Raw genomic sequence first — 25,678 nt, 5'->3', positions numbered from 1 at the left:
TTAATTTTATTTGTATTAAATCTAAATAAATATATATTTGCAGCCGCAAATCCCTACTATATGCGATTTATTACATTGTTATTTATATTAAGCTGTACATTTTCGTATGGCCAATCACGTCTTTCCGGTCGAGTTATAAGTGATGAAAATAGCCAACTTTTAGAAGGTGTTTTAATTACCGATGCTAACAGTAATGCTTGGACAGTAACTAACGAGAAAGGTTATTTTTCGCTTAAAATTTATAATCCCAAAAGTTTTGAGTTGAATTTTAAAATACTCGGGAAAAAAGAACAGCAAATCACACAAGATGATATTAAAGATTTTAGTAAAATCCTTACTGTTCGGTTAAAAGACGACAACCTAAAATTAGACGATGTTACGGTAACCGCCGTGCCTAAACGAAGTAAAGTAGGATCTGCAGTAGTATTAGATGATTATGCCGTTAACCAACGCCAATCGTTTAGCCTTTCTGATATTTTACAACAATTACCTGGGCAAGAAATAAAACCGCCCAATTTCACTGAAACTAATATTCTTAATTTAAGAACGTCAAGCGCCGGAGCTACTAGGACAAATGCATTTGGAATTGCGTATATGATTGACGGTTTGCAAATTTCTAATGATGAAAATATGCAAACTTATAGTAAAGGAAGCAATAATGGGCTAACTAGTTTAGATAATCCTTCCAATGGTTTAGATTTAAATACCATACCGGCTTCTAATATTGAAAAAATAGAAGTAATAGCCGGGATACCGGATGCTGAATATGGAAATTTAACTACCGGCTTAATTAAAATAGACCGAAAAGCAGGAATAAGCCCGTATCGAATAATGGCTAGTTTGCGCCAAGGGACTACTCAGGTAAGTTTAGATAAAGGATATAATTTAGGAGAAAAAGCCGGAAACTTAAGTTTTTCTATTAATTATTTGAATGCGAATAATCATCCCACCGATCAATTAAATAACTACGATCGGGTAACGGCATCTGCTATTTGGACCGTAAATTCTCACGACAAAAAATTTCGAAATTCATTTTCTCTTAATTTTCATGATAATTTAAATGATATCTCTTACGATAAAGAGAATGAATCTGGAAAAAGAGAAGCTACCTTTAAAAAGGATAGAGGAATTCGACTCAGTAACCGTTTGTTTTGGAATGCCAATACGGCTATAATCGATAATATCGAATTTAATGTGGGATTTTCGTATGCTAAACAACACTCCTATCATCAATCATTTATAAATAACGGAGGACTAGTAGTCCCAACCGCGATGGAAACCAGTTTATATACTGGTAATTATACCCCAGTTTCTTACTTGTCTGTAAAAGAAGTTTTTGGACAACCGCTAAATTTAAACACTAAATTATCATTTAGAAAATCGCTGAATAGCGAAAAAATTAGTCATAATTTATCAGCAGGATTCAATTTTAGTTATAGTGATAATAAAGGTAGGGGTACAGGATTTGATCCGGATAAAGCCTATTCAAATTTTACCTTTAAAGGTACGAGTGGAGAAGATGTAGGTTTTAGGCCTACTTCGTATAGAAATTTAGTGACTCCACGGAAGAATTACGGATTTTATTTTCAAGATAATAGCACCTATACTTTTGCAAATGGCCACGATTTATTTGCGAATATCGGGCTGCGTTACGATAATCAAAATGGTTTTTCCAGTATCAGCCCGCGTATAAATTTTGGCTACGAACTATCAAGAAAATGGAGTATACGAGGCGGTATAGGTTTTGCTTCTAAAGCGCCCTCACTTTCGCAAATTTTCCCAAGTGATAAATATTACGATTATTTAATTCGGGATATTCGAACCAATGATTATGCATTTAATTTAGTACAAACCTATAAAATTGCGATTGACAAATTAGATTTAGAACCTTCTAAAATTTGGAAGTACGAGCTAGGTACTAATTACAATGCCAATTTTGCAAATTTTAGTTTAACCGCTTATTATAACCGAACTTTTGATGGAATTGTTGGGCGCGACCAATTAGTGAATTTTGATTATCCTGAAGTCGAATTTACTTATCCGGAAGATAATACAGCTCCAGATTACCAAGTAACCGGATATTCTAATCGGGTAGAAACCTATAGTTTACCACAAAATTCTCAAGAGACAACCGATGTTGGGGTAGAGTTTTTTGCAACTTTCAAAAAAATTGAAGCGATTAATACCTCTTTTAGTTTTTCAGGACGATATGTATATACCGAGAATAAATCGTTTAATGAAACTATAAAATCTAATTCCGATAAGGCTAATATTGCGGTTCCTTATGGAATTTTCACAAAATATCCTGATAAGTCTGACGATTTAAAATTGCGTGGCACGGCAAGTTATCATTTATCTGAATTAGGCTTATTAATTTCGCTTACTGCAGAACAATTCACACGAAGAACTAACTATGCTACAATAAAATCAATTTATCCGGTGGCGTATATTGATGGAAATGGAGATCGAATAGCGATATCAGCAGACAATCTAGATGATCAAAGATTTCAGGGTTTACTTCAACCCCCATCCAATTCTAGAGATCAAGTCACCCATCTGTATCACAATTTTCATTTAAGACTTACAAAAGAATTTGAAAATAATTTAAGTCTGTCGATGTATGTTACCAACTTTTTAAATTATCGACCCTTGGTAGCTACTGGAAATCATAAGAACTTACAAAATGAATCTATAAGTTTTGGAGCGCAAATTAATTATCAATTCTAATCTAAATAAATAATCAATGAGAAAGTTTTATTTGTTAGGCCTTGTTGGGCTGTTATTTTTATCGTGTAGTGACGACGATAATTTCATAAATGTTGTATCACATCAATTTACCATAGACCTTGGTACAGATGAAGGCAATAAACCGGCAGAAGAAGCTACAATTTCCTTAGAAAATGTAGAAGATGGCAAAACTTACAGCATTACAACCAATGCTTCAGGAAATGCCACCATAGAAGTAGTTCCGGGAACTTATAATGTCAACGTAAGTAAGCAGTATACGGCAGCAGAATATGAAGCATTTTCTGGTAAAGAAGTTACTAACGAGGTAATATTTAATGGAAGTTTATCAAATGTAAGTATTTCAGAAACAAACACAACTACCGAAATTTCTTTGGTTACTGGGCAAATTGGAGATTTAGTGTTTAAACAAATTTATTTTGTAGGATCTGATGTCAGAAGAGGAGCTGTATTCCGTGATCAGTTTGTAGAAATTCACAATAATTCTAATAAAACCATTTATTTAGACGGCTTGTATTTCGCACAAATAAAAGGACAAACTAGTATTAGTTCTACTATTAGAGATTATAACTTACCTAATGGGCAATACGATTGGAGCCAATCTATTAATCAACAAGATCCTGACAATGCAAATACTGCTTATGTATATGCTGAAGAAGTATTGCAAATTCCAGGTAGCGGAGAAGAATATCCGCTTGAATCAGGAAAAAGTGTAATCATTGCAGCTACTGCAGTAAATCATAAAGCTCCATTAAATACTGTAGACAGTGATGGTGAACCGGTAACTTATGAAGTAGAAGATCCATCATTAACGGTAGATTTAAGTCAGGCTCCTTTCGAGGCGTTTTATCAAGATTATTTTGCCTCTACCGGCGGAAATGGAATAGACTCTGATATTGACAATCCAAATTCGATAAATTTAAATATCCTTTTTAAAACCTTTAAAGGAAACGACTTAATATTTGACACCAATGGTCGTGAGGCTTTAGTCATTTTTAGAGCTAACCAAGAAGCATATCAACAAATAAACTCAGTACCACTGCCATCTATCAACGATGATAATTTTGATGAAGAAACTTCTACATATATGCAGGTACCTGTAGAATATGTTTTAGACGGGGTAGAAATACAAAATACAGATCCGGCTAAGCCAAAACCACCAAGATTACCAAATAGCGTGGATGCTGGTGAAATAGCAACGATTAGCGGGAAATTTTCTTCAGAATCGATAATTCGTAAAGTGAAATCTGATAAAGATGGAAAAGTATTTTATCAGGACACGAATAACAGTAGTAACGATTTTGAAGTACTAGATAGACCAATTGTAGAAATTACAACCACTTTTTAAATGAAACGGTATCGTTTTTTACGAATATGTATAGTAATGTGTTGTGTAAATATAGGGTGGTTAAACGCTCAGGAATTTACACCGGCGGGAAATACTTTTTTTTCTGATATTTTAACTGCTGAAAAAATTAATCCATTTAATTTTTTGTATTTACCGGTAAAAAACTATACCGAAACAGGATTATTCTATACTGCAGAAGGAGGGGATTTTAGAGATGCTAGAATCCCTTCCCAAATGCAGAATTTTGGGTTACAGACCAATGGAATTTACAAAAATGAAAGCGGTATTTTATTTTATGGCGATTTATCGATAACCAAATCATACTATAAAAATTTAAAATGGAATTTAAGTTACCAGCTTCCGGAAAACGGATTTATGGAAGATCCGCATTATTTTGGAGTAGCCAGACCCGGTAATTGGAGTAATCAAGATTACGATATTAATGGCGGAATTGTATTTCCTATAAAAGATAAATGGCACGCTTTAGCTGAGGTTAATTACCATCTCTTCAATAAATACAGGAACGATAGAGATCCTCGTGATAAAATTACCTTTAATGAATTAGTTTTTAATGCAGGGCTTAATTATCAAATTACGGCATCTCAGTATGTAAGTCTAAAGGGAAGCTATGGGGCTACCGATATAAGCAACAAAACAAATTATACCATTAGCAGTAACGATTCTCCAAAAAATTATAGACAGTACATTAAGTGGATAACGGGTTATGGATCATTTTCCAATGCATTTTGGACCTCTACCATGCGGAATTATCATCAGGCAGGTATTACTCTTGGATATACACTTGAGAATGAAATCTACACTATAAATATAGATGTTGGGTATCTTCAGAAAAAACAAGATACCTATAAAAATGCCAATGTAAATAACAAGCATAATGAAAAAGACTTTTTTGCAGAATATAAACCCAAAACCTATTCTTTAGATGCTTTAGTATTAAAAAAGCAAACTGAAAATAGTCATTTAAAACTTCAATTTTCTGGATTGCATACTAAAGCAGGGAATACACTTACCAATCAAGGAGGGCAGTCTTATTCGGCATCTATTACAAAAGTTAATTTACTCTTTGGGTATTTAGAAACGAAACAAGGAAAATCGGTTACAGATCTTGGTTTAGGTTTCGGTTATAGAAATTCAGAACAAAAAGATGTTCTAGAGCAATCTCGTTTAAATTTTTCGTTTGTAAAACCTGAATTTTACGCTATGAAACGAATAAAAATAAACCCGAATTTAGACTTTTTACCAAAAGTAAGTGGACAAGTAAATATTTCTCTAAACCATCAATTTAATTACCCTAATGCATCCTATTTTAATTCGATACAGGATAAAGATTTTTTCGGTTTAACACAAAAGCTTTTTTATGAAGAGGTAACACTTCCAAATAGCGAATTGTTTTCAGCTTCAAATTGGCAAAGTAGTATCGATTTAGGATTAAACTTAAAGTCAATTCAAAATCTGGATACTTATTTTTCTATAAAAGGTTCTTACCAAGAAAGCTTCAATAATTTACAGTATTTCAATAATACCACTCCTAATAGATGGACGGTTTCAGCAAGTTTAAAAGTATATTATTAAAACATGCTACACAGAATATTTAAACTTTTCATTTTTTCGATAGTTGTAAGTTTTTTTGGTTTTAAAGCTTACCAAGAATATAATATAGATCGGTTACGTGAAGTGTATAGCAGTGGCGATCCTTCTACTTGGCCAAAACCTAGCTTAGATTCTACAATAAATAAGGCTGATTTTAAGGATATAGGCAGTTTACCGGATGTTCAATTTCCGACAGATAATCCGTATTCCGAAGCAAAAAAAGACTTAGGGAAAAGCTTGTTTTTCGATCCGCGTTTATCGTCTAGCGGGCAAATTGCTTGTGCCAGTTGTCATGATTCTGAACTGGGTTGGGGAGATGGTAGAAGGCATAGCTATGGGCATTTAAGAAGAGAGGGGAGAAGAAATTCAATGACGATTTTAAATTCTGCTTATGCTGAAACACTTTTTTGGGATGGTCGTGCCAGTTCTTTAGAAGATCAGGCACAGTTTCCTATTCAGGATACGCTAGAAATGAATTTCCATATTAATTTGGCTTCTGAAGATATCGCAAAAATTGAAGGCTACAAAGCTTTATTTGAAGCCGCTTTTGGGGATAAAACAGTTAGTAAAGAACGAATTCAAAAAGCAATTGCTACCTACGAGCGTACGATTGTTAGCGGCCGCACTCGTTTTGACCGATTTATAGATGGAGAAAGTAAAATGTTTACCGATCAGCAGGTATTAGGAATGCATTTGTTTAGAACTAAAGCTCGATGTATCAACTGCCATAATACCAGTTATTTTTCAGACAATAAATTTCATAATACCGGTTTAACGTATTACGGGCGACCTTTTGAAGATTTAGGGCGTTATGAAGTTACCGGCAATAAAGAAGATGTGGGCAAATTTAAAACTTCAACGTTACGAGAAATTAGCAGAACTGGGCCTTATATGCATAATGGTTTGTTTCAGAATTTATATGGAATTGTAAATTTATACAGCGCCGGGATGCCCCATCCAAAACGAAAAGATCATCAAGTAAACGATACCTTATTCCCAACAACTTCTCCTTTATTGAAAAAGCTACACTTAACTAAAAAGGAAAAATATGCTTTAGTGGCATTTTTAAAAACTTTAGAATCAGTAAATCATCGGGAAACGCCACCAGAGCTTCCTGAATAATTTTATACCCCGAGTTCTTTAAAAATAGCAAAAAACCCAATAGATTTTGGGGTTTTTGCTGTTTTATAAAATTAATTGGTTTACTAATCGATGTGACCAATACTAAACAAACCATCTCCTTTTTTAATTGGAGGATTAAATGTTTTATAGAGAATCATTCCATCTACCGGGCAGTGTACATCTTTAAGATGATTTCCAAAAAGATCGGTGATATATCCTAATTTCATTCCTTTTTTCACGTAGTCACCGCTGGTAAAATCACTGTAGAAAAAGCCGGTTTCTTCGCTATTAATTGTTGTGCGTTGTCCTATAAATACTGCTGTCTTATTTTCAGGAACTTTAACATCTGCCATATTAAGATGTCCTATTACATTCCATAGAGCTTCCTGAATTCTTTGTACAAATTTTTCTTCAACAATTCCCATTCGGCCACACTCTATATCTACTGCAGGTATGTCTTGTATAAATGCTTCGCGAGAGGTATAAATTGCTTTATCTTTTAGGCTTTCCTGATTCCCAAACTGAACAATAAAAGGAAATCCCATCGCAACTGCAATGTCTTTTGCTTTATTCGAAATTTCAGGTTTATCAAAGTAATTATAGTAACCAGCATACGAACGCAAATCGTTATTATAATCGCCTGCGTGTACGTCGATATAAAAATCACAAACAGGAATTATCGTATTAGAAATCGTCCAGGCAAGGCGCTCGGTCATGCTACCATTTTGTTCTCCGGGAAATACACGATTTAAATTTTTCTGATCAATAGGATTTACGCGAAATGACCGATTTAAAAAACCTTCAACATTTGCTATATGTACCAAAATAATCGTTCCTGATAAGTTTTTAGGATCAATGTCTTTGGCTAACTGTTGTGCAGCTAGAATTGGAACAAATTCGGTACCATGTACACCGGCAACAATACCAAGTACAGGGCCTTCTTTTTGTCCATGAAATACAGTAACCGGAATCACAGTACTATCAGAATTGGTGTTAACCGGTAATAAAAATTCGGTTTTAGTACCTGGTTCTAACGAACGTTCTGCAAATTCAAAATTCTTTTGTTGCGCGAAACCAGCATTACAAATGCATATAAAGAGTACAGTCAGAACTTTACTCAAATTAGATTTAATGATATTCATTAGATTAAATTTTGTTGATCATTATTATGCTTCAATAGTAAGCAATATTAAAATACTGTGTCGTTTTATAATTCAAAAATTGACAAAAACCAGATAATTATTTCAAAAAAAATCAAATAAGTTCTTACGACTGGAAATACAGATAAAGCACTGAAAGTTTTCAGAATAAAAAATAAAATCTATGCTGATTTTATTCAATATTAATTTCCGAAGAAATGATCAATAAGATTATTGTCAGCTCAATTTTTAAGGAAAATAAGGTGTTTTTGGGGAATTATTTAAAATCTGGAATCTCTGGAATTTTATCGCGAATTAGCTTATTATTCATTATAGCTTCTAGCGGCAAGAACTTTATTTTCTCTCCATTTGCTATACCAATATTGCCAAAACCAACTGAGACAATTTCATCGTATTTTGGTAGCGTAAAATCTAGATCACTTAAAATCCAGGTTTTGGAATTAGTATTGTAGTGATAAATCTTCAAATCCTGATTGTTTACAATTCCAATAGAGGCTATGCCTAAAGGGTCTAGCATTAGCGGGACAATTTTACCATTTTCTGGAAGGTCAAAATCACTAACTTTATCATCAATTTTTGTCCATGCACCTTCTTTCGTATCGTAAAACCTAATCTTTTTATTTTCAATAATACCAATTGTTCCTAAACCAACAGACATCGCTTTTTGATGTTTCTTTAAATGAAAAGCCGGCGTTGAGTTCTTTCCCCAATTTCCCTCATTATTCACTGAATAAAATGAAATATCCTGATCTTTAATGACACCAATTTTTCCTACACCTACAAAAAGAAGATCATCATTTTCTGGAATTTTAAAATCTGGCGTATCACATTGTTGCCATTGATCTCCTTCAACCTCATAAAATCGAATAATATCTTGCTTTATCACACCTAACATTCCCCATTTTAAAACACAAAAATTAGTGTTAGAGGCCACATTTAAAGTTTTACAACTCAAAATAAGAGCTGCAAGCAGAATACTAAACGAAATTATTTTTAGCGACTTATTCATAAAGGAATGAAAGTTTATAGATTTAAAGGGCTTGTTGATCAAAACGCGAGATTACAATTTTTTTATCGAATCAATTAAAAAAGACAGGAAATATTTAAGGTTCTAAAATTAAGTTTATTTTTACTTTAATTAGAATTTGTAATTATTAGAACATCATTTTATATGAAGAAAATTTTACTTACCCTAGCTGCCATATCTAGCTTATTAAGTTGTAAGCAAACAAAAGAAGAGCATCAGGCTAAATTACATTCACCACAAGACGCTCAATACTTTGCGATCTCTGGAAGAACCGATCAAAGAGATTCCTCTTTGGTAATGATTAGCCCAGCCTCTAAAGTTACTTTTAAAAATACAATAGAAGATACCATCGTAGTGTATTCTAAAACCGACGATCCTAAGCAACATGCATTTTGGGCGGTTGCAGTAAATGGTGAATATAAAGGTAAAACCATTGTAGAGGGAGATACTATAAATTCAATGCAAATCCCGGTTAGTAAAAACGATACGATAGTAGAGTTGTATAAAGCTACAGAAGCCAGTACGGGTAATTTAGTGTTAAGCGGTATTAAAGCTAAAAATCTGGCAAAAGCACCTGCTAAACCGGAAGCCAAAATTGAATTTATAGGAAATTCGATTACCTCTGGTTTTGGGAATGATAATAAAGAGTATCCATGTGACGAAGGCGGTTGGTTTGATTCTCACAATGCGTACTATTCTTATGCTACCCTTGCTGCCAATAGATTAGATGCCGATTTTGTATTGTCTTCAATTTCAGGTTGGGGAATGTATAGAAATTGGGACGTTCCTGGACCAACAGTGCCAGATGTTTATGACAATCTTTATCTTAACGAGGATAGTTCAAAAAGTTATACTTCCAAAGATTTTAATCCAGATTTAATAAGTATCAATTTAGGAACTAACGATTTATCAGATGGAGATGGTAAACATGAACGTTTACCATTTAGCGAAGATGATTACGTTGGTGCTTATATCAAATTTGTAAAGCATTTAATCGATACAAGAGATAATCCAGAAATTGCCATACTGGATAGCCCTATGGTGTCTGGAGAACGAGAAGAAATTTTACACAGATGCTTAGATAGCGTAGCTAGTTATTTTGAAGGAGAAGGGAAGAAAATACATATTTTTGATTTTGAACCGATTCCTGAAACTGGATGTGGTGCGCATCCATCTATTGAAGAAGATAAAATGATGGCAGATCAAATTGTGCCATTTTATCGAGATATTTTGGAATCAAAAAAATAATTCTTCCGAAGAAATTAAACTAGAAAAGCCAGAATTGTAAATATTTCTGGCTTTTTTTATACAATTTTGCTGAAGATTTATTTACCGAGAATTATCTCGGATTTATCAAATTTGAAGTATTACACCTCCATATTCATTTGTCGGTTTTCTTCTTTTGCTTTTTTATCTTTTTGGGAACCAATTGCAAAGCCTATGGCTAAACCAATAGGAATACCAAGTCCCAAATATGCCATATTATCTAGTACTAAGCCGAAAACAGTCCCTAAAGGAATACCAATTGCAGAAATACCAATAGCAATCCAGGTATTTTGATAATAGTTTTTAGGAACTAGTTTTAAATCCTTCTCAATAATTTGTAGCATTTTTAACTGACTTTTCTTTATCTGGTTTTTCAGTTTTTTGATGGGAGCTTCGTTGACTTTATCAATTTCAACATTAAGTTTTTCAATTACAGGATCGGTAAGTTCATGTTGTTTAATCACTTCCGTGAAACCCATAAATTGCGAAAAAGTCTTATAAGACTTTTTGTTTTGTGCAATATCAGCTCTTGGCTTTATACGTTTTAATTCCATAAGAATTAAGTTCAATTTAAAACAAAAATAGAAAAATTAATTTCCGAATGTGGACTTTCTATTTATTGAAATCATTAGTATGACCAGGCATAATAGCTTAAATTTTAAAAACCATCGTTAATGATCAAAGATTTCTTTTCTTTTTAATGCCGCGGTGCTCGATAATCCTGGCCAGGCCAATAGCAACTAAAACCGAAATACATGCCGTGGTGCCCAATGCGCCACCAAATCCATTAAAAAACTTACCGGTATTAAGATAAATAATGCTAAAAATTAATCCTGAAATAGCTACGTAAAACCATTTTGAGATAATATTAATGGAAACCATGCCCACAAACGAAGCACCAATAAAAACAAGCGGAACATTTTTTGTAAGATATTCAGAAACTACATTCGGAAAAATATAGAAAAATAATCCAACTACTAAAGAGGGGAGTGCTGAAGCTCTAACGGCTCCTTGTGCTTTATGATTATTGATAAACCAGGTAAGCAAACTTCCAAAAATTCCGGTTAAGGTTAGCAATATCGTTTCCATTAGAAAAGAAGATAAATGATTAATGAGGATAAAGCTACACCCCCAAAAGCTATCGTGCCTAGTTTCCCTCCAAATCCATTAAAAACATTTTTTGCTGAAATAAATAGTACACCGGTTAGAAAACAGGTGAAAATAATAAAGGTATATCCAGATGAGACGCTAGGTGCCGTCATCCCAACAAAAGCACCGCAGTAAAGCGGAACCGGAGTTCTTTTAAGCCATTTCGAATTTTTAGAAAACGACGGTAAGTAAGACGCAAGCGTTCCTGTAAAACCAGCAGCGATTACCGCTCCAAATTCTAAATTGGTGCTAATAAAATAGGTTAATAAACCTCCAAAGCTAATATATACGATATCTTGAAGATCGTCTAAAAAATGTTCTTCCTCTTGTATACTTTTATGGTAGTAGGCATAAGTTATAAGTATGCTAGCACAAAGCACTCCTAATATTAGCCAAAGATTATTGACCTTTTCAAACAAAACGGAAGTAAGGAATGCAAGGTGACACCCGATGAATAAAAAGAAAGAAATGGTTCTAAAAATCTTTTTCAATACTAAATTTTCAACAAAGATATTGAGATTCGAATGAAATCAAAATTGAAAAGTTGAAGTATAATTATTAATTAAAATGTGCTGCTTTAAATAAACATGACTACTTCGCTAAGAAAGTGTATTCAGTTTTTTAAAAAAAAAATCACAATTCAAATATTTGGTAATCATTTAATTATTTGCTCTAGACAAAAAATAATATACCAAAATTCCTATTTAACGCAACCAAATTAGAGTTTATTCATCTTGAAAATGTAGGCTTACTAAAAATCTACCCCCTATTATCTAATTTGAAAACCTATGCAAACACTTTTTGGTAAAGACTCGAAATGCTTGAAGAAGGTGTTCTTAGAAACTCACAACATTCAAAATCTTTATTCCGGTTTTGGACAATTCAATTTGAATTTGGCTAAATCCCTAAGTGATGAAAGTGAATTTTTAACAGAACACGAGATAACCTTAAACTGTAATAATACTGTTGCGAAACGTAAAATTGGGAATAATCTACGTTATCATACTTATCATCAGATTACCAGGTATCCATTTTTTCGAATTAAGCGTAAGTTTAATTTATGGCATTCTGTAAATCAAAATACAAAGATCGAACCTTTTTCAAATCAAATTCCTTATCTGCTTACGATACATGATATAAATTTTATGGAAGAGGATAAAGGTAAACGCTTAGAAACCAGAATTAAGCTATTTAAAGAAAAATTAGACAGAAGCTCGGCTTTAGTATATATTTCAGAATACACAAAAAATCAAACACATCAATATTTTGATGTACCCAAAGTGCCAGAGCATATAATTTATAATGGCAATTCTATGGCAGGCAGCTTAGCGATAACCGATGTTGCCGCCGGTAAAAATGAATCTCTAAGGCCTTTTATTTTTTGCATAGGACAGGTAGATGAAAAAAAGAATTTTCATACACTGGTGGAAATGATTAAATATCTTAAAGGTATAAACCTCATTATTGCAGGAGGAGTAAAAAGCGAATATGCTGAAAAATTGAAATTAAAAATCAAAGAAGATAAACTAGAAAACAGAGTTTTCTTAGCCGGCCATATTAGTGAAGCCGATAAGGTTTTTTATTATAAAAACTGTTTAGCATTTGCTTTTCCTTCTTTAAGAGAGGGTTTTGGATTACCGGTGATAGAAGCAATGACGTTTGGTAAACCTGTATTTCTTTCCAGTCTTTCTTCTTTGCCTGAAATAGGAGGGGAACATTCTTTTTATTGGGAAAACTTCGATCCACAATATATGGCTAATATATTTGAAGAGGGAATGTCGACATACGAAGATAATCGAGAGAACTATACCTCAATTTATGCTGAACGTGCCAAAAGTTTCTCCTGGACAAAAGCGGCTAAAGAATACATTAATGTGTACAAGAGTATTCTTGAAGCATAAGTTTAGAATTTCATCTATTTACCTCACTACCAATGAAAAATTTTAAAAGATTTCTCAAATATCTTATTCCATATAGAAATTATCAGATTTTAAGTATTGTTTTCAATATTTTATATGCGCTCTTTTCTTCACTATCTATGTTATCCTTACTACCAATGATAAAGGTGCTGTTTGAAGATGGCGAAAAATTAACCGTAAAGCCGGTTTACCAAGGCATTAGGGATTTTGATCTTCATTATTTCGAGGATTATCTAAATTACTTTATTACCACAACACAAATTACTAAAGGGCCTTTATTCACTTTAATTATCGTAGTGGGATTTGTGTTAAGTACCTTTCTGCTAAAGAACCTGTTCAATTATCTTTCTATCTTATACATGACTTATTTAAACAATGGAATCTTAAAAGATTTAAGACAAGATGTTTACAATAAAGTTATAGGCTTAAACGTAGCTTTTTTTTCAAATGAAAGAAAAGGAGATTTAATTGCTAGAATGACGTCTGATATTAATACCATTAAAGTCTCTTTTATGAGTGTTTTAATGATGGTTAGAGAACCATTAACGATTCTATTTACACTCTTAGGAATGATAGCAATTAGTTGGAAGTTGACTATTTTTGTTTTCTTTTTTATTCCCATTTCCGGGTTTCTTATTACTAAAATTACAAAAGGAATAAAAAGTCAATCAGGGAATATTTTTGCGATGGAAGGTGAGCTTTTATCGAATATCGAAGAAACTTTAGGCGGAATAAAAATTATCAAAAACTTTAATTCTGAACGTTTCTTTTCTAAAAAGTTTTTTGAATTTACAGACAATATAAACAACCTGAATAATTCGATAGGTAAAACCATGAGCCTTGCTGCACCGGCTAGTGAATTTCTTGGGATTTTAGCCATTTCAATTCTGCTAATTTATGGCGGATCTTTAGTCTTGGTCGATCAGTCTTTAAGCGGAGGTGCCTTTATTGCGTATATGGGATTGGCCTATCAGATCTTAACGCCGGCTAAAGCAATAACCAAAGCAAATCATGCTTTACAGGGTGGGAACGCTGCTTACGAAAGGGTCGCTTTAATTCTTGATGCAGTAGATCCATTAGAAGAAAAACCGGATGCGAAGGTTATCAAAGGTTTTAATAAAGAAATAAAATTTACTAATGTTTCTTTTAAATATAAGGATGATTATGTTTTAAAGAATTTTAATCTGACCGTTCCAAAAGGTAAGGTTGTGGCTTTGGTAGGAGAATCGGGAAGTGGGAAATCAACATTAGCCAATTTACTAACTCGTTTTTATGATGTTACCGAGGGCAGCATAACATTTGATGGTGTTGATATTAAAAATGTAACTGCAGCTTCTTTAAGAGATCAAATGGGGATTGTGGCGCAAGATTCAATATTATTTAATGATACTATCGCTAATAATATTTCTTTAGGTATAGAAAACCCGGAAGAAAGTAAAATCATTGAATCTGCAAAAATTGCTAACGCCCATAATTTTATAAGTTCCTTTCCTAAGGGCTATCAATACAGCGTCGGGGATGGAGGATATCAATTATCAGGAGGGCAAAGGCAACGAATAGCGATTGCAAGAGCAGTCATGAAAAATCCCCCAATTATGATTCTTGATGAAGCAACTTCAGCTTTAGATACAGAATCGGAAAAACTGGTGCAGGATGCTTTGGAGAATATGATGGAAAATAGAACATCTATTGTAATTGCACACCGACTCTCAACAATTCAAAATGCCGATTTAATTGTAGTAATGAAGAACGGAGTGATTATCGAAAAAGGAACACATCACGAACTATTAGCACAAAATGGTACGTATAAAAATCTTGTTTTTCTACAATCATTAAATACCGCTCCTGTTTTAGCAAATTAATATGAATACAAAGAATAAAGGTTTAAACATCATTGGATATATAGATGGCGAATTTGGTTTGGGAGAAGCTGTACGATTAAATATTGAGGCAGCCAAAAGTCAGGCCATACCGCTTCATTTGATTGATTATGAAAAGATCAAGAAAAATCCAGATCTTGTTGTCGAGTTCAAATATTCGGTAAGTTTAGTGCAAATTTCTTTGAAAGATTTAGATAATTTTTTCAGAATTATAGATCCAGAATTATTCAAATTTAGATATACCATCTTATTTTTAATGTGGGAGTCGGAGTATCTACCACCAGAACATTCCGAAAATCTCAGCTTATTTAATGAAATTTGGACAGCTTCCTCTTTTTGTAAATCGATATTTAAAAGGGTTTATAATAATCCAATCACAATCGTTCCGCATCCGGTGGCTTTTAAATTAAATGGTATTGGTAAGAACATCGGTCGTAACTTTTTTGATCCTACTAAATTCAGTTTTCTATTTATTTTCAGTTATCACAGTTCGATGGAAAGGAAAAATCCAATTTTCCTTGTTGAAGCATTTAACAGAGCGTTTTCAGAAAATGATTCGGTAGAATTGATTATTAAAACATCAGGGGCAATGGCTTTTAGAAAGGAAAATACCCAATTACTGAAAATAGCATCCTCGCATAAGAACATCAAAATTTATGATGTCGATTTAGAAAAAGATGGTATAAATCACTTAATTAATGATTGCGATTGTTATGTTTCTATGCATCATTCTGAAGGTTTTGGTTTAACCCTTGCTGAAGCGATGTACTTAGGGAAGCCAACCATAGCTACCAATTATTCGGGTAATACGCAGTTTATGAATGCAGAGAATAGTTTTTTGGTAGATTATAAATTAGGATCAATTGAGAAGGCAGATAAGAACTTTTGTGCTAATACCATCTGGGGACATCCACTTTTAGAAGATGCAATTGCAAAATTAAAAGAAGCCTACTTCAATAAATCATGTAGAGATTTTAAAGCACATAAAGCTAAGGCTTATATGGAAAGGGAGTTTTCGTTTAAAAACATAGGTCAAATCATGCAATATAGGCTGGATGATATTTATAAAGCTAGTGGCGATCTTATCTCAACTCAAAATGCATATCTTCTTAATCAACTACAGTTTGTAAAAGCTGAAAATGCACATCTGCAAAGAGAAATTAAGAGAATGAAGAAAAACCTGATTATTCGGTTTATTTTATTCTTGAAAAATAAAACACGAATTATTAAAAATAGTTTTAGAGCCGCTTAGAGTTTTTATCTTATTAAGATTACTAATTTTGAAATGAATATTTAAATATTATTTTTCATTCACACTGGTCTGTTCAGAAGTTTTAAAATCATTTAAAAGTTCTGCGATAATAGATCCAATAGCATCATGTCGTTCTTCTGCTTTATCCATAAATTGAATTTTCCCCAACCTCTTACATCACAAACAAAAAGTCCGTTTGCATCTTTTATCGATTGTCCGTTCTTCTCGTAATTCACTGGGAAGTTAATAGTATCTAGCAGTGCTTTTTTCTCTTCTGAAATCATAATTATTTTTTTTCAAAATTAATTTCTGCTTGCCTTTACTAAGTTAGCTGAATTTTAAATGGAAGTATTTCTATATTAACTTATGGTAAATAAAACTCATAATTTGTTGAGTTTGTCTAGGCAGAAAAAAGAAACCAAATTTTTATGATTTTTAAACTTGTAGAAGAATAATCCTAAACCAAAATATTTCTACATAAAAAATTAATCTTTAAAATACTTATTTTTGAAGTGAATATAATTAGAATGAGGGATCGCGATAGAATTAAATATTACACCAAATCTGAAGAGCGAGTTAATATAATTTCGCATGCTCTAGGTTTGCTGTTGAGTATTCTTGGATCGATTTTGCTTATAATTAAGTCGGCAGAACTTGGTGGTACCATATTAAAAATAAGCTTTTGGATTTTTGGTTGTAGTATGATCATTCTTTATACCGCCTCTACACTTTATCATAGTGTTAGAGAGCGTAAACTTCGGTATAAACTTAATATTTTAGATCATGCTTCAATTTATATTCTTATTGCGGGAACGTACACACCCTTTGCGCTTGTAACGCTAAGAGGAACTATAGGTTGGATAATATTTGGAGTTATTTGGGGACTTGCGGTAACCGGAGTCATTTTAAAATTCTTTTTTACCGGCAAATTTCAAACCTTAAGCACAATTATGTATGTGGCGATGGGATGGATTATAGTATTTGCCGTAAAACCTTTGCTGGATAATCTGTCTGGAGATGGTTTGTTTTGGCTTTTTGCAGGCGGAATTTCTTATACCGCCGGAGCAATAATTTTTAGCATCGATCGATTAAAATTCAACCATGCGATTTTTCATTTATTTGTATTGTTCGGTACATTTTGTCATTTTTGGGCTATTTATTATCATGTAATCCCCAACAATTAAAAATTATTTTCTCCAATTAGCTGATCTAATTTCAAAAAAATAACGGGATAAGCCCATAAAATTAGGTCTCATCCCGTTCTTCAATCCAAACAACTTAAACCATCTTTAGTTCTTCAGGAATTTTCCAAAAGAAGCAATATTTTTAATCTATTATTTTTCTCTGAATTTTTTCAATAGCATTCTGTATACTTTTATCGGGTTCTATAATATTGTTACTGCCCCAAAAATTTACATCAGCAAATCCATCAATATCATCTACCATAACAATAGCAGGTTTTATAAAATCTTTGTTTTGTGAAATAATGATATTCGATTTTTCCCATTCTGTTATGGCCATCTCACTATGTACTTTGTAGCGAGAATTAAAGATTTTATGTTTCCAGTTTACTACAAATTCCAGATCTGCTTTTCCGTAACTATAGAACCATTTACCATCTTTTTCACGATAGTCTACTTGATATTGGATGTTATCTGGATGTACTCTTACACCGTTCGGTTTTTTGCTGGTAAACATTCTGCTTGCTACCCTGCGATTATCGGTATTTAAACTATAAACCGCTTTTACCAAAGTGAAACTTTCACTATCGATAAATAGTTTGCCAAAATACCATGGTCTGTCCCTTTCATTTTGTTTAAAATTTACTACATGCAATCTTCGCTCACCAATCTTGGTAGGTTTATCGTAGGTAAAACTGTACTTATCTAATTTATCAATATCAAAAAGAAATTGAGGATACTTCATCACATCAATATAGAGTGCATTAAAAGGCCCGCCGCGTAATTTTAAAGCAACCGTATCCAGACGCTTATAATCGGTGCTTTTTCTTGCTTTTAAAATAGAAATATCATCATCCTTGCTAGAAAGATAAGGTTGTTTATGCAGTTCTGTAACTGCTTCAGATAAAGAAATATTTCGGTTTCCTTTTTTAATAGTTTCTCTATAAAATGCAGTCATTAAAGCTTTGTCACTTACATAATTTTCATCACGATTATACATCATATTTCTAACCAATTCCGTGGCATCTCCCTTAGTGTAAACACTAACTTCGTCTAATTCCTGCACGCTCTCCTGCATGGCTATAATCACATTTGCACGCTTAAAATAATCTAACTGAAGTTCTTTAGTTTGATAGCCAAGTGCAGAAATGCTAATTAGAGCATCTGTCATATCTTCTGGCAGCTTCAGCGAAAACTCGCCATCCGAATTTGAAATTGTAGAAATCGTGGTGCCTTTTACATTGATGTGCGCAGACTGAATTGGATCTTCTGTAAAGGCATTTATTACTTGTCCTTTAAAAGATTGATAAGGATCGCTATTTTCTGTAGGTAGGCTTTTCGCCGTAACCGGACTTACCATTAGGAAAGTCAGTAACCAAACAGAAAAACAAAAACCTTGTAGAGTATTAATTTTTGCTTTCATTACTGTATGGTTTTAATTAAATACTTGTTAAGTATCTCTAAATATATTGATAAATATCTAATTTATAACATTTTAAATGTTAAATCAGTAACTAAAACCTTTTACGAATGCGAAATTATAAATATTAATTTTTAATAGTGATAGAACTATAACCTTGCCCATTTCTGGTAAGCATTACCTGCGTCGCAATGCGCTCTTTCAACGAATCTACATGACTAATAATTCCAATGGTTTTAGACGATTCGGCCTGTAATTTTTCTAAAGTGTCTAGCGTCTGGTCTAAAGTTTCAGGATCTAGCGTTCCAAAACCTTCGTCGATAAACAAACTATTAATCTCTACGTTTTTGGATGCAAGATCAGATAGCGCCAATGCCATCGATAAACTCAAAATAAATGTTTCACCGCCAGAGAGCGTTTTTACTGAGCGTCGTTGCCCGCCCATGTGCTCATCAATGGCCACCAAACCATCATCTTCTTCATCTAAAGGTTTATCTATAATATAACGATCGCTAAGATCGGCAAGTCGCTTGTTGGCCAAAGCAATAAGTTGCGTGAGCGTTAAATCCTGAGCAAATTCATTAAATTTTCTTCCGGTCGCATCACCAATTAGTTCATTTAGCAATCGCCAGCGCTTTATTTTTTGCTCTTTTTCGGCAATTCCTTCTCTAATTTCACCCAGTTTTTGCAGGTTATCTTTTTGGTTTTCTAACTGTCTATAAAGTCCTTTACAAACTTCGCTAATGTCTTTTAACTTTTGGCGTTTTTCGGCCAATTGCTCCTGTAGTTCAGCTGAGGTTTCGTGGATATCTAGCTTTTGCTTCTCCTCTAATTGCTGCTTTAGTAAATTATAGGAAGTATTTAATTCTGATAATTTTTGCTGAATTTTTTCGCGCTGTTCTCTAAGCTGTAAGTATTCTTTTTCTGGTATTAAATTTTTTAGTGCCTGCTGTAAATTTTCGTAGCCTTTTTCTTTTAAAACTGACGAAAGTTCACGCTCCAAAATCGATAATTCTGAAGCTAATTTTTGATGTCGGCTTTTTAAAATTTCCAACTGTTCCTCAAAAGACTTTTTCTCTTGTTTTAGCGTTGTAAACTGGCGATGATACAGTCGATTTTTATCCAAAATATCGTCCCCTTTAAACAACTTCTCTTGTTCAGCTTTAATTTTAAAAGCATCACTTAGCAGTTCTTGCGCCTTTTGCTGATCTGGAATGGCATTTTGAGCAATCTCAAATTGTTTCTGTTCTTTTTCCCACTTTTCAATCAGTTCAAATTGCTCATTTAGTTTCGCAATATTTTGTTCCCAAACATCTTCGGTAGCAAAATCGAAATCTTTAAAGCTGGTTTTAAAGGCTTTCCTTTTTTCTTCGGAAGTGGTTTTCCATCGATCTTCTTCTTTTTGAAGCGAATTCAGTCGCTTATCAAAACTTTCGAAATTCGCCTGAAGTTTAGCTAGATTCGATAAATTTAGCTGCAATTCCTTCTGAAGTAACGCAATTTTTTCTTCTAATGCGCTGTCTTTTTCAGGAGCGTGATCTGCAAAAGGATGGTGCTTGGCGCCACAAAGCGGGCAAGGCTCATTGTCTACCAAATTATGGCGTAAATCTTCTAATCTCGCTTCGAGTAACTGATTTTTTTGCTGTAATTGTAAATTTTCAAGATCTTTTTGTTGAAACTGAACTTTGGTACTCAAATCTTTTATTTGCTTCGGAAGCGCTTCGCTTTGCTTTTCTATAGTTGTTTTTTCTGAAGCAATTCGTTTTAATTCTTTGTCGCTTTCATCGATTTTGGCGTTCGCTTTTTGTGCTGCCCGTGTTTTTTCAGTTTGTTCTTTTAGCTGAAATTTTAGAGCATCAGTGTCGCTAAGATCGAAATTCGATAATTCAATCTCATAATTTTTAATGCGGTTAGCAGCCGAATTGCCAATCGCTTGTAATTGTTTATTATTTTCCTCTGGATTTTTACTGAAATTGATCGGTAGATCGGCAGTTTTCAGCTTAAATTCATCCATTAGTTTCTTGTATTCGCGGCCTTTTTCCTTTCGTTCTTCTTCAAATTGCTGAATTTTCTCAGTAAATTCATTAAGCTTAATTTCAAAATCATTTGCTGAAACTTCTGTTTTTACCAATTCTGAAACTTCAGTAATTATTCCTGAAAATGCCTGCTTATTTTTCCCAATCTTGGTTTCTATTTCAGTGATTTCTTTAGCGATCGAGGCTTCGTTTTCTTTGCCTTGTTTCCAGTTTCGCAAATCGCTGGCGTGTTCTTGTAAATTCTCGTGAGCGCTGAGTGATGTACCGTAATTTTGCTGGAACTGGTTTAAGCTTTCCTCGGCCTGCGTTTTTTCAGAAGCAATCTTAGCAATATTAGCCTGCTGATCTTTAATTTCTTGTTTTAATTCAACGAATTTCGATATTTTCTGAATCTCTTTTTCCAGCGGTTCGCAAGCGGCTTGCTGAATTTTATAATTCTCAGAAATTTCAGCGTGATCGTCGTCATTCAGCAACGATTTTTGAATAATTTCGATTTCCTGCTGTTGCTGTAAAATGGCTTTACCGGCATCTTTATTTTTTTCGTAGGCTTTTTTTCCCAGTTCACGGTAAATTCCGGTTCCCGTTATTTTTTCCAATAACTCACCACGTTCGGCTTTGTTTACTTTTAAAAACTGCGCAAATTCTCCCTGGGCCAGCAAAACCGCTTTGATAAACTGGTTATAATTTAAACCGATTAAGGCTTCGTTTTTCGCAGGAACATCAGACTTTTTAAGATCGATTAATTTATTGGTCGCCAAATCGGCGATCTCCATTTCGTAATCTCTTAGATTATCATTGCGATTGGTTGAAATTGACCATTTTGAAGTGAAAATACCTGACTTGCAACTATAAGTGACCTGAGCGGAAGCATGTTTTTGATTGCGGGTAAGAATCGCACCTTTGGCAATAATTTCATTTTTAGTGATCTTACCAAGACGTGGCACGTGGTTAAAAAGAGCCAGGCAAATTACATCTAAAATCGTGCTCTTTCCGCTCCCTGTTGGCCCGGTGATGGCAAAAAGTGAACTGGCAGAAAAAGGTTTATCAGTAAAATCTATCTTTTGCGGCCCGCGTAAAGAATTGATATTTTCGAATTCTATTTTTAAGATTTTCATGCTTAGTCGGCAGGATTTTCAGATTGGTGAATTTCTTCTAATATTTCGTTGAAAGCGCTCCAAATTTCTTTTTCAGTTTCCTCTTCATATTCGTGTGCGCCTACTAATTCAGCAAAAACATCGGTAGGTTTTAGATCTTCTAGCTGCTGGGATTCCGCATAAAGCTCGGCTGTTCCTTTCAACTTATTTTTAAATTGTGCACGCTGCTTTACAATTTCGTATCCCGGTTTTTTAAATCCGTTTACCAAGACATCGAGAGCGTAGATCTTTTGGGCGTCATATTGTTCTTCAACCAAATCGACTTCAATCAAATAATCCAGATGATCGTGTTCTTCCAACGTATTCAATTTCAATTCAATTTCGTTAATATCGCCACTAATTTTCAGCAATTTTCTAAAATTTGGAACGGTCACACTTTTAGGTTCCCAAGAAATTTCAGTATCCAAAATCAATATTCTCTTATCATCTTTTCGTTCGCTAAACGAAAGTGGAATAGGGGAGCCGCTGTAGAAAACTGGAATTTCTGCTGAAACGCGTTGCGGTTTATGAATATGCCCAAGTGCAACATAATTAAAGAAATTACCAAATTGAGATGCATTAAAAGCCGCCTGATTTCCTATCTGAATATCACGCTCACTTTCTGAAGTTTCGATGCCGGCCGCAAATAGATGGCCCATGGCAATCGAAGGCACGTCTGGAAACTTATTTTGGCAAATTTCAGCTGCTTTTTCAAAAGTATGCTGAATTCCGTTTCGAATCGCTTCAATTCGGTCTTCATAAGTTATACCTTCATTGGCGGTTCTTAAATCTGCGTCGCGTAAAAAAGGAATTGCTGCAATTATTAATTCAGCTTTATTTTCAGCATTAAAAATAGGGATAATAGTGTCTTCCAAATTTTGTGGTAATCCACCAATTATAGTAATATCCAGTTCGCGTAAAATTTCTTTTGGCGCATCTAGCATGGCCGGGGAGTCGTGATTACCACCCGTAGCAATAATCTTACAGTCTAATTTTTGCAATTTTATTAATGACTGGTAATACTGTTTACGAGCATCAGACGAAGGATTGGCAAGATCGAAAACGTCGCCGGAAATTAATAAAACCTCTATTTTTTCTTCGGAAATAAGTTGGCAAAGCCAGTCGATAAACAAATCAAAATCTGCAAAAAGATCATGTTTATGCAGTTTTTTACCAATATGCCAATCGGCCGTATGAAGAATTCTCATGCTGAAATTTAGGTTTAAAAAAGAAAAGTTAGGCTTACAATAGCAAAGGTATTTAAATAAAAATCCAATTTGAAAATGACTAATACCATTTAGCTAAGCTTTGCTAAAAATAAATTGGTCTTTTAAATTATTGTATTTTGAATAAAATCCTGAAAACCTTGATTTTTATCTACAAAAAATCTTTGAACAGATTAAAAAATAAAGACTTTTTAAAATCTTTGATTGCTTGGGATTTAACTAGATTTTTACGAATTAAAAAGCTGTAAACTCTACTAAAAATAGTAGTTTTGGGAAACTCATTATTAAAGAGTAACGACATTAACTAATGGAAACTAAGAGAAATTACGTAATAGATTTCGACAGTACTTTTACGCAAGTAGAAGCTTTGGACGTTTTGGGAGAAATTTCCCTGGCAGGCGCCAAAGATAAGGAAGCTAAGCTAGCCGAGCTTAAATCGTTAACCGACCGTGGAATGGAAGGGAAATTGGCTTTTAGAGATTCGCTTAGAGAGCGACTTGATATTTTGGAAGCCGAAGAAAAGCATCTTGAACCGCTTATTGAAAATCTAAAAACCCGAATTTCTAAATCCTTTAGACGCAACGAAGAGTTCTTTAGAGAAAATAGTGACAATATTTATATCATGTCTAATGGATTTAAAGAATTTATTATTCCTATCGTGGCTGAATTAGGGGTTAAAGCAGAGCATGTTTTTGCCAATGATTTTGTATTTGATGAGAACCGCAAGATTGTAGGTTTTAATACCGATAATGTATTAAGCAGTAACAATGGGAAGGTAAAACAATTAAAATCATTAGATCTTAAAGGCGATGTTTACGTGATAGGCGACGGTTATACAGATTATGAAATTAAAGCTGCCGGCCTTGCTAATAAATTTTACGCCTTTACCGAAAATGTAGAACGTGATAAGGTAACTGAAAATGCCGATCACATCACTCCAAGTTTCGACGAATTTTTATATCTACACAAAATGAATAAAGCGATTTCGTATCCAAAGAACAGAATAAAAGTATTATTACTTGAGAATGTACATGCCGATGCCGTGGCGATAATGAAGGAAGAAGGATATAATGTACAAACAATTGCTGGTGCTTTAGACGAAGAAGAATTAAGTGAGCAAATTAAAGATGTTCATGTTTTAGGAATACGCTCTAAAACGCAACTCACTAAAAAAGTATTAGAAAATGCCAATCGTTTAATGGCAGTTGGTGCGTTTTGTATTGGTACCAATCAAATCGATTTGGAAGCTTGTCTTGATAAAGGTATAGCTGTTTTTAATGCGCCATATAGCAACACGCGATCTGTTGTAGAACTAGCCATTGGAGAAATTATTTTCTTGATGCGTAATCTGTCTGATCGTATTGCTGAAATGCATAAGGGAATTTGGAATAAATCTGCCACTGGTAGTTTTGAAGTTCGAGGAAAAAAACTAGGTATCGTTGGTTATGGTAATATTGGAGCGCAACTTTCTGTAATGGCAGAGAGTATAGGTTTTGATGTTTACTACTACGACCTTGTAGAGCGTTTAGCTTTAGGAAATGCAACTAAGTGCAGTTCTTTAGACGAACTATTACAAACCGTAGATATTGTTACCTTTCATGTAGACGGTAGAAAAGAAAATAAGAATATCATTGGCGATCGTGAACTTTCTTTAATGAAAGACGGTTCGTATTTACTTAATTTAAGTCGTGGATCGGTTATCGATATAGAAGCCTTGCATAAGCATATTTCTTCCGGGAAAATAAAAGGAGCAGGAGTAGATGTATTTCCAAAAGAACCAAAAACCAATAACGAAGAATTTGTTTCTAAACTAAAAGGTTTACCAAACGTAATTCTTACACCACATATCGGTGGAAGTACAGAGGAAGCTCAAGAAAATATTGGAAACTTCGTTCCTGGTAAAATTATAGAATATATAAACACAGGAGGAACAACCAATAGTGTAAATTTCCCTAATTTACAGTTGCCAAGATTGGAAAATGCACATAGGCTAATTCATATTCATCATAATAAGCCGGGAATTATAGCGCATATGAACAGAATTTTAGCAGCTAACGATATTAATGTGGTTGGCCAACATCTAAAAACTAATGAAACTATAGGTTATGTGATCACAGATATTGATAAAGAATATGATAATGATGTGATCAAAGAATTAAAAGGAATAGAGGGAACAATTAGATTTAGAGTTCTTTACTAGGAT

19 protein-coding genes are annotated in these 25,678 nt (G+C 33.7%); 10 read left to right on the top strand and 9 right to left on the bottom strand.

Annotation, left to right across the window (positions count from 1 at the left end; translation table 11 throughout):
* Positions 1 to 60: 60 nt before the first annotated feature.
* From PBT89_RS11450 to PBT89_RS11435, 4 genes are read left to right on the top strand one after another with little or no spacing between them, the layout of a single operon-like run.
* The gene (locus PBT89_RS11450) at positions 61 to 2,727 is read left to right on the top strand and encodes a TonB-dependent receptor (protein ID WP_270062028.1); all 2,667 of its coding nucleotides are present in this window, start codon (positions 61 to 63) and stop codon (positions 2,725 to 2,727) included.
* 16 nt (positions 2,728 to 2,743) lie between these two features.
* Positions 2,744 to 4,093: a DUF4876 domain-containing protein gene (locus tag PBT89_RS11445; RefSeq protein ID WP_270062027.1), complete on the top strand. Its 1,350-nt coding sequence runs from the start codon at positions 2,744 to 2,746 to the stop codon at positions 4,091 to 4,093.
* Positions 4,094 to 4,129: 36 nt separating this feature from the next.
* Positions 4,130 to 5,686 carry a DUF6850 family outer membrane beta-barrel protein gene (locus PBT89_RS11440; RefSeq protein ID WP_270062026.1) on the top strand — a complete coding sequence of 519 codons (1,557 nt, stop codon included), beginning with the start codon at positions 4,130 to 4,132 and terminating at the stop codon, positions 5,684 to 5,686.
* Between the two features lie 3 nt (positions 5,687 to 5,689).
* Positions 5,690 to 6,826: a cytochrome-c peroxidase gene (locus tag PBT89_RS11435; protein ID WP_270062025.1), complete on the top strand. Its 1,137-nt coding sequence runs from the start codon at positions 5,690 to 5,692 to the stop codon at positions 6,824 to 6,826.
* Between the two features lie 83 nt (positions 6,827 to 6,909).
* Here the strand turns inward: PBT89_RS11435 and PBT89_RS11430 are convergent, their stop codons facing one another.
* Together PBT89_RS11430 and PBT89_RS11425 are read right to left on the bottom strand one after the other, a co-directional pair.
* Positions 6,910 to 7,968 (bottom strand): succinylglutamate desuccinylase/aspartoacylase family protein, encoded by a 1,059-nt coding sequence (locus PBT89_RS11430; RefSeq protein ID WP_270062024.1) that lies wholly within the window; start codon positions 7,966 to 7,968, stop codon positions 6,910 to 6,912.
* A gap of 274 nt (positions 7,969 to 8,242) precedes the next feature.
* Positions 8,243 to 8,995, bottom strand: coding sequence for a hypothetical protein (locus PBT89_RS11425; protein ID WP_270062023.1), 753 nt, complete (start codon positions 8,993 to 8,995; stop codon positions 8,243 to 8,245).
* 162 nt (positions 8,996 to 9,157) lie between these two features.
* On the opposite strand from PBT89_RS11425, the gene PBT89_RS11420 reads away from it, so the two are divergent.
* Positions 9,158 to 10,261, top strand: a complete 1,104-nt coding sequence (locus PBT89_RS11420; RefSeq protein WP_270062022.1) for an SGNH/GDSL hydrolase family protein — start codon at positions 9,158 to 9,160, stop codon at positions 10,259 to 10,261.
* Between the two features lie 119 nt (positions 10,262 to 10,380).
* Here PBT89_RS11420 and PBT89_RS11415 read toward each other — a convergent pair whose 3' ends face one another.
* The 3 genes from PBT89_RS11415 to PBT89_RS11405 all read right to left on the bottom strand — a co-directional run bounded on the left by PBT89_RS11415 (position 10,381) and on the right by PBT89_RS11405 (position 11,919).
* Positions 10,381 to 10,833 (bottom strand): hypothetical protein, encoded by a 453-nt coding sequence (locus PBT89_RS11415; RefSeq protein WP_270062021.1) that lies wholly within the window; start codon positions 10,831 to 10,833, stop codon positions 10,381 to 10,383.
* A 124-nt stretch (positions 10,834 to 10,957) separates the two neighbouring features.
* Entirely contained in the window at positions 10,958 to 11,368 is a 411-nt protein-coding gene (locus PBT89_RS11410; protein WP_270062020.1) for a hypothetical protein, read from the bottom strand.
* Positions 11,368 to 11,919: a hypothetical protein gene (locus tag PBT89_RS11405; RefSeq protein ID WP_270060861.1), complete on the bottom strand. Its 552-nt coding sequence runs from the start codon at positions 11,917 to 11,919 to the stop codon at positions 11,368 to 11,370. Before PBT89_RS11405 ends, PBT89_RS11410 begins: the two co-directional genes overlap by 1 nt.
* 297 nt (positions 11,920 to 12,216) lie before the next feature.
* Here PBT89_RS11405 and PBT89_RS11400 point away from each other — a divergent pair, with 297 nt between their 5' ends.
* From PBT89_RS11400 to PBT89_RS11390, 3 genes are read left to right on the top strand one after another with little or no spacing between them, the layout of a single operon-like run.
* The gene (locus PBT89_RS11400) at positions 12,217 to 13,329 is read left to right on the top strand and encodes a glycosyltransferase family 4 protein (protein ID WP_270062019.1); all 1,113 of its coding nucleotides are present in this window, start codon (positions 12,217 to 12,219) and stop codon (positions 13,327 to 13,329) included.
* Between the two features lie 32 nt (positions 13,330 to 13,361).
* Entirely contained in the window at positions 13,362 to 15,209 is a 1,848-nt protein-coding gene (locus PBT89_RS11395; protein WP_270062018.1) for an ABC transporter ATP-binding protein, read from the top strand.
* A 1-nt stretch (position 15,210) separates the two neighbouring features.
* Positions 15,211 to 16,479, top strand: a complete 1,269-nt coding sequence (locus tag PBT89_RS11390; protein ID WP_270062017.1) for a glycosyltransferase — start codon at positions 15,211 to 15,213, stop codon at positions 16,477 to 16,479.
* A 92-nt stretch (positions 16,480 to 16,571) separates the two neighbouring features.
* On the opposite strand, the gene PBT89_RS11385 is transcribed toward PBT89_RS11390, so the two are convergent.
* A complete protein-coding gene (locus tag PBT89_RS11385; protein WP_270062016.1) occupies positions 16,572 to 16,763 on the bottom strand; it encodes a hypothetical protein in 192 nt (63 codons plus the stop codon).
* Positions 16,764 to 17,006: 243 nt separating this feature from the next.
* Here PBT89_RS11385 and trhA point away from each other — a divergent pair, with 243 nt between their 5' ends.
* The gene (gene trhA, locus PBT89_RS11380) at positions 17,007 to 17,663 is read left to right on the top strand and encodes a PAQR family membrane homeostasis protein TrhA (protein ID WP_270062015.1); all 657 of its coding nucleotides are present in this window, start codon (positions 17,007 to 17,009) and stop codon (positions 17,661 to 17,663) included.
* A 142-nt stretch (positions 17,664 to 17,805) separates the two neighbouring features.
* Here trhA and PBT89_RS11375 read toward each other — a convergent pair whose 3' ends face one another.
* The 3 genes from PBT89_RS11375 to sbcD form a co-directional block, all read right to left on the bottom strand.
* Positions 17,806 to 19,083 (bottom strand): carboxypeptidase-like regulatory domain-containing protein, encoded by a 1,278-nt coding sequence (locus PBT89_RS11375; protein WP_270062014.1) that lies wholly within the window; start codon positions 19,081 to 19,083, stop codon positions 17,806 to 17,808.
* Between the two features lie 124 nt (positions 19,084 to 19,207).
* Complete coding sequence (locus PBT89_RS11370; RefSeq protein ID WP_270062013.1) at positions 19,208 to 22,231, bottom strand: SbcC/MukB-like Walker B domain-containing protein; 3,024 nt, start codon at positions 22,229 to 22,231, stop codon at positions 19,208 to 19,210.
* Between the two features lie 2 nt (positions 22,232 to 22,233).
* Positions 22,234 to 23,457 (bottom strand): exonuclease subunit SbcD, encoded by a 1,224-nt coding sequence (gene sbcD, locus PBT89_RS11365; protein ID WP_270062012.1) that lies wholly within the window; start codon positions 23,455 to 23,457, stop codon positions 22,234 to 22,236.
* 325 nt (positions 23,458 to 23,782) lie between these two features.
* Here sbcD and serA point away from each other — a divergent pair, with 325 nt between their 5' ends.
* Positions 23,783 to 25,675, top strand: coding sequence for a phosphoglycerate dehydrogenase (serA, locus tag PBT89_RS11360; RefSeq protein ID WP_270062011.1), 1,893 nt, complete (start codon positions 23,783 to 23,785; stop codon positions 25,673 to 25,675).
* Positions 25,676 to 25,678: the final 3 nt, after the last annotated feature.

This window comes from Zunongwangia sp. HRR-M8 (assembly GCF_027594405.1).
Taxonomy (GTDB): Bacteria; Bacteroidota; Bacteroidia; order Flavobacteriales; family Flavobacteriaceae; genus Zunongwangia.
The sequence above is the reverse complement of the archived record's forward strand: the minus strand, read 5'-3'. Positions and strand labels throughout refer to the sequence as shown.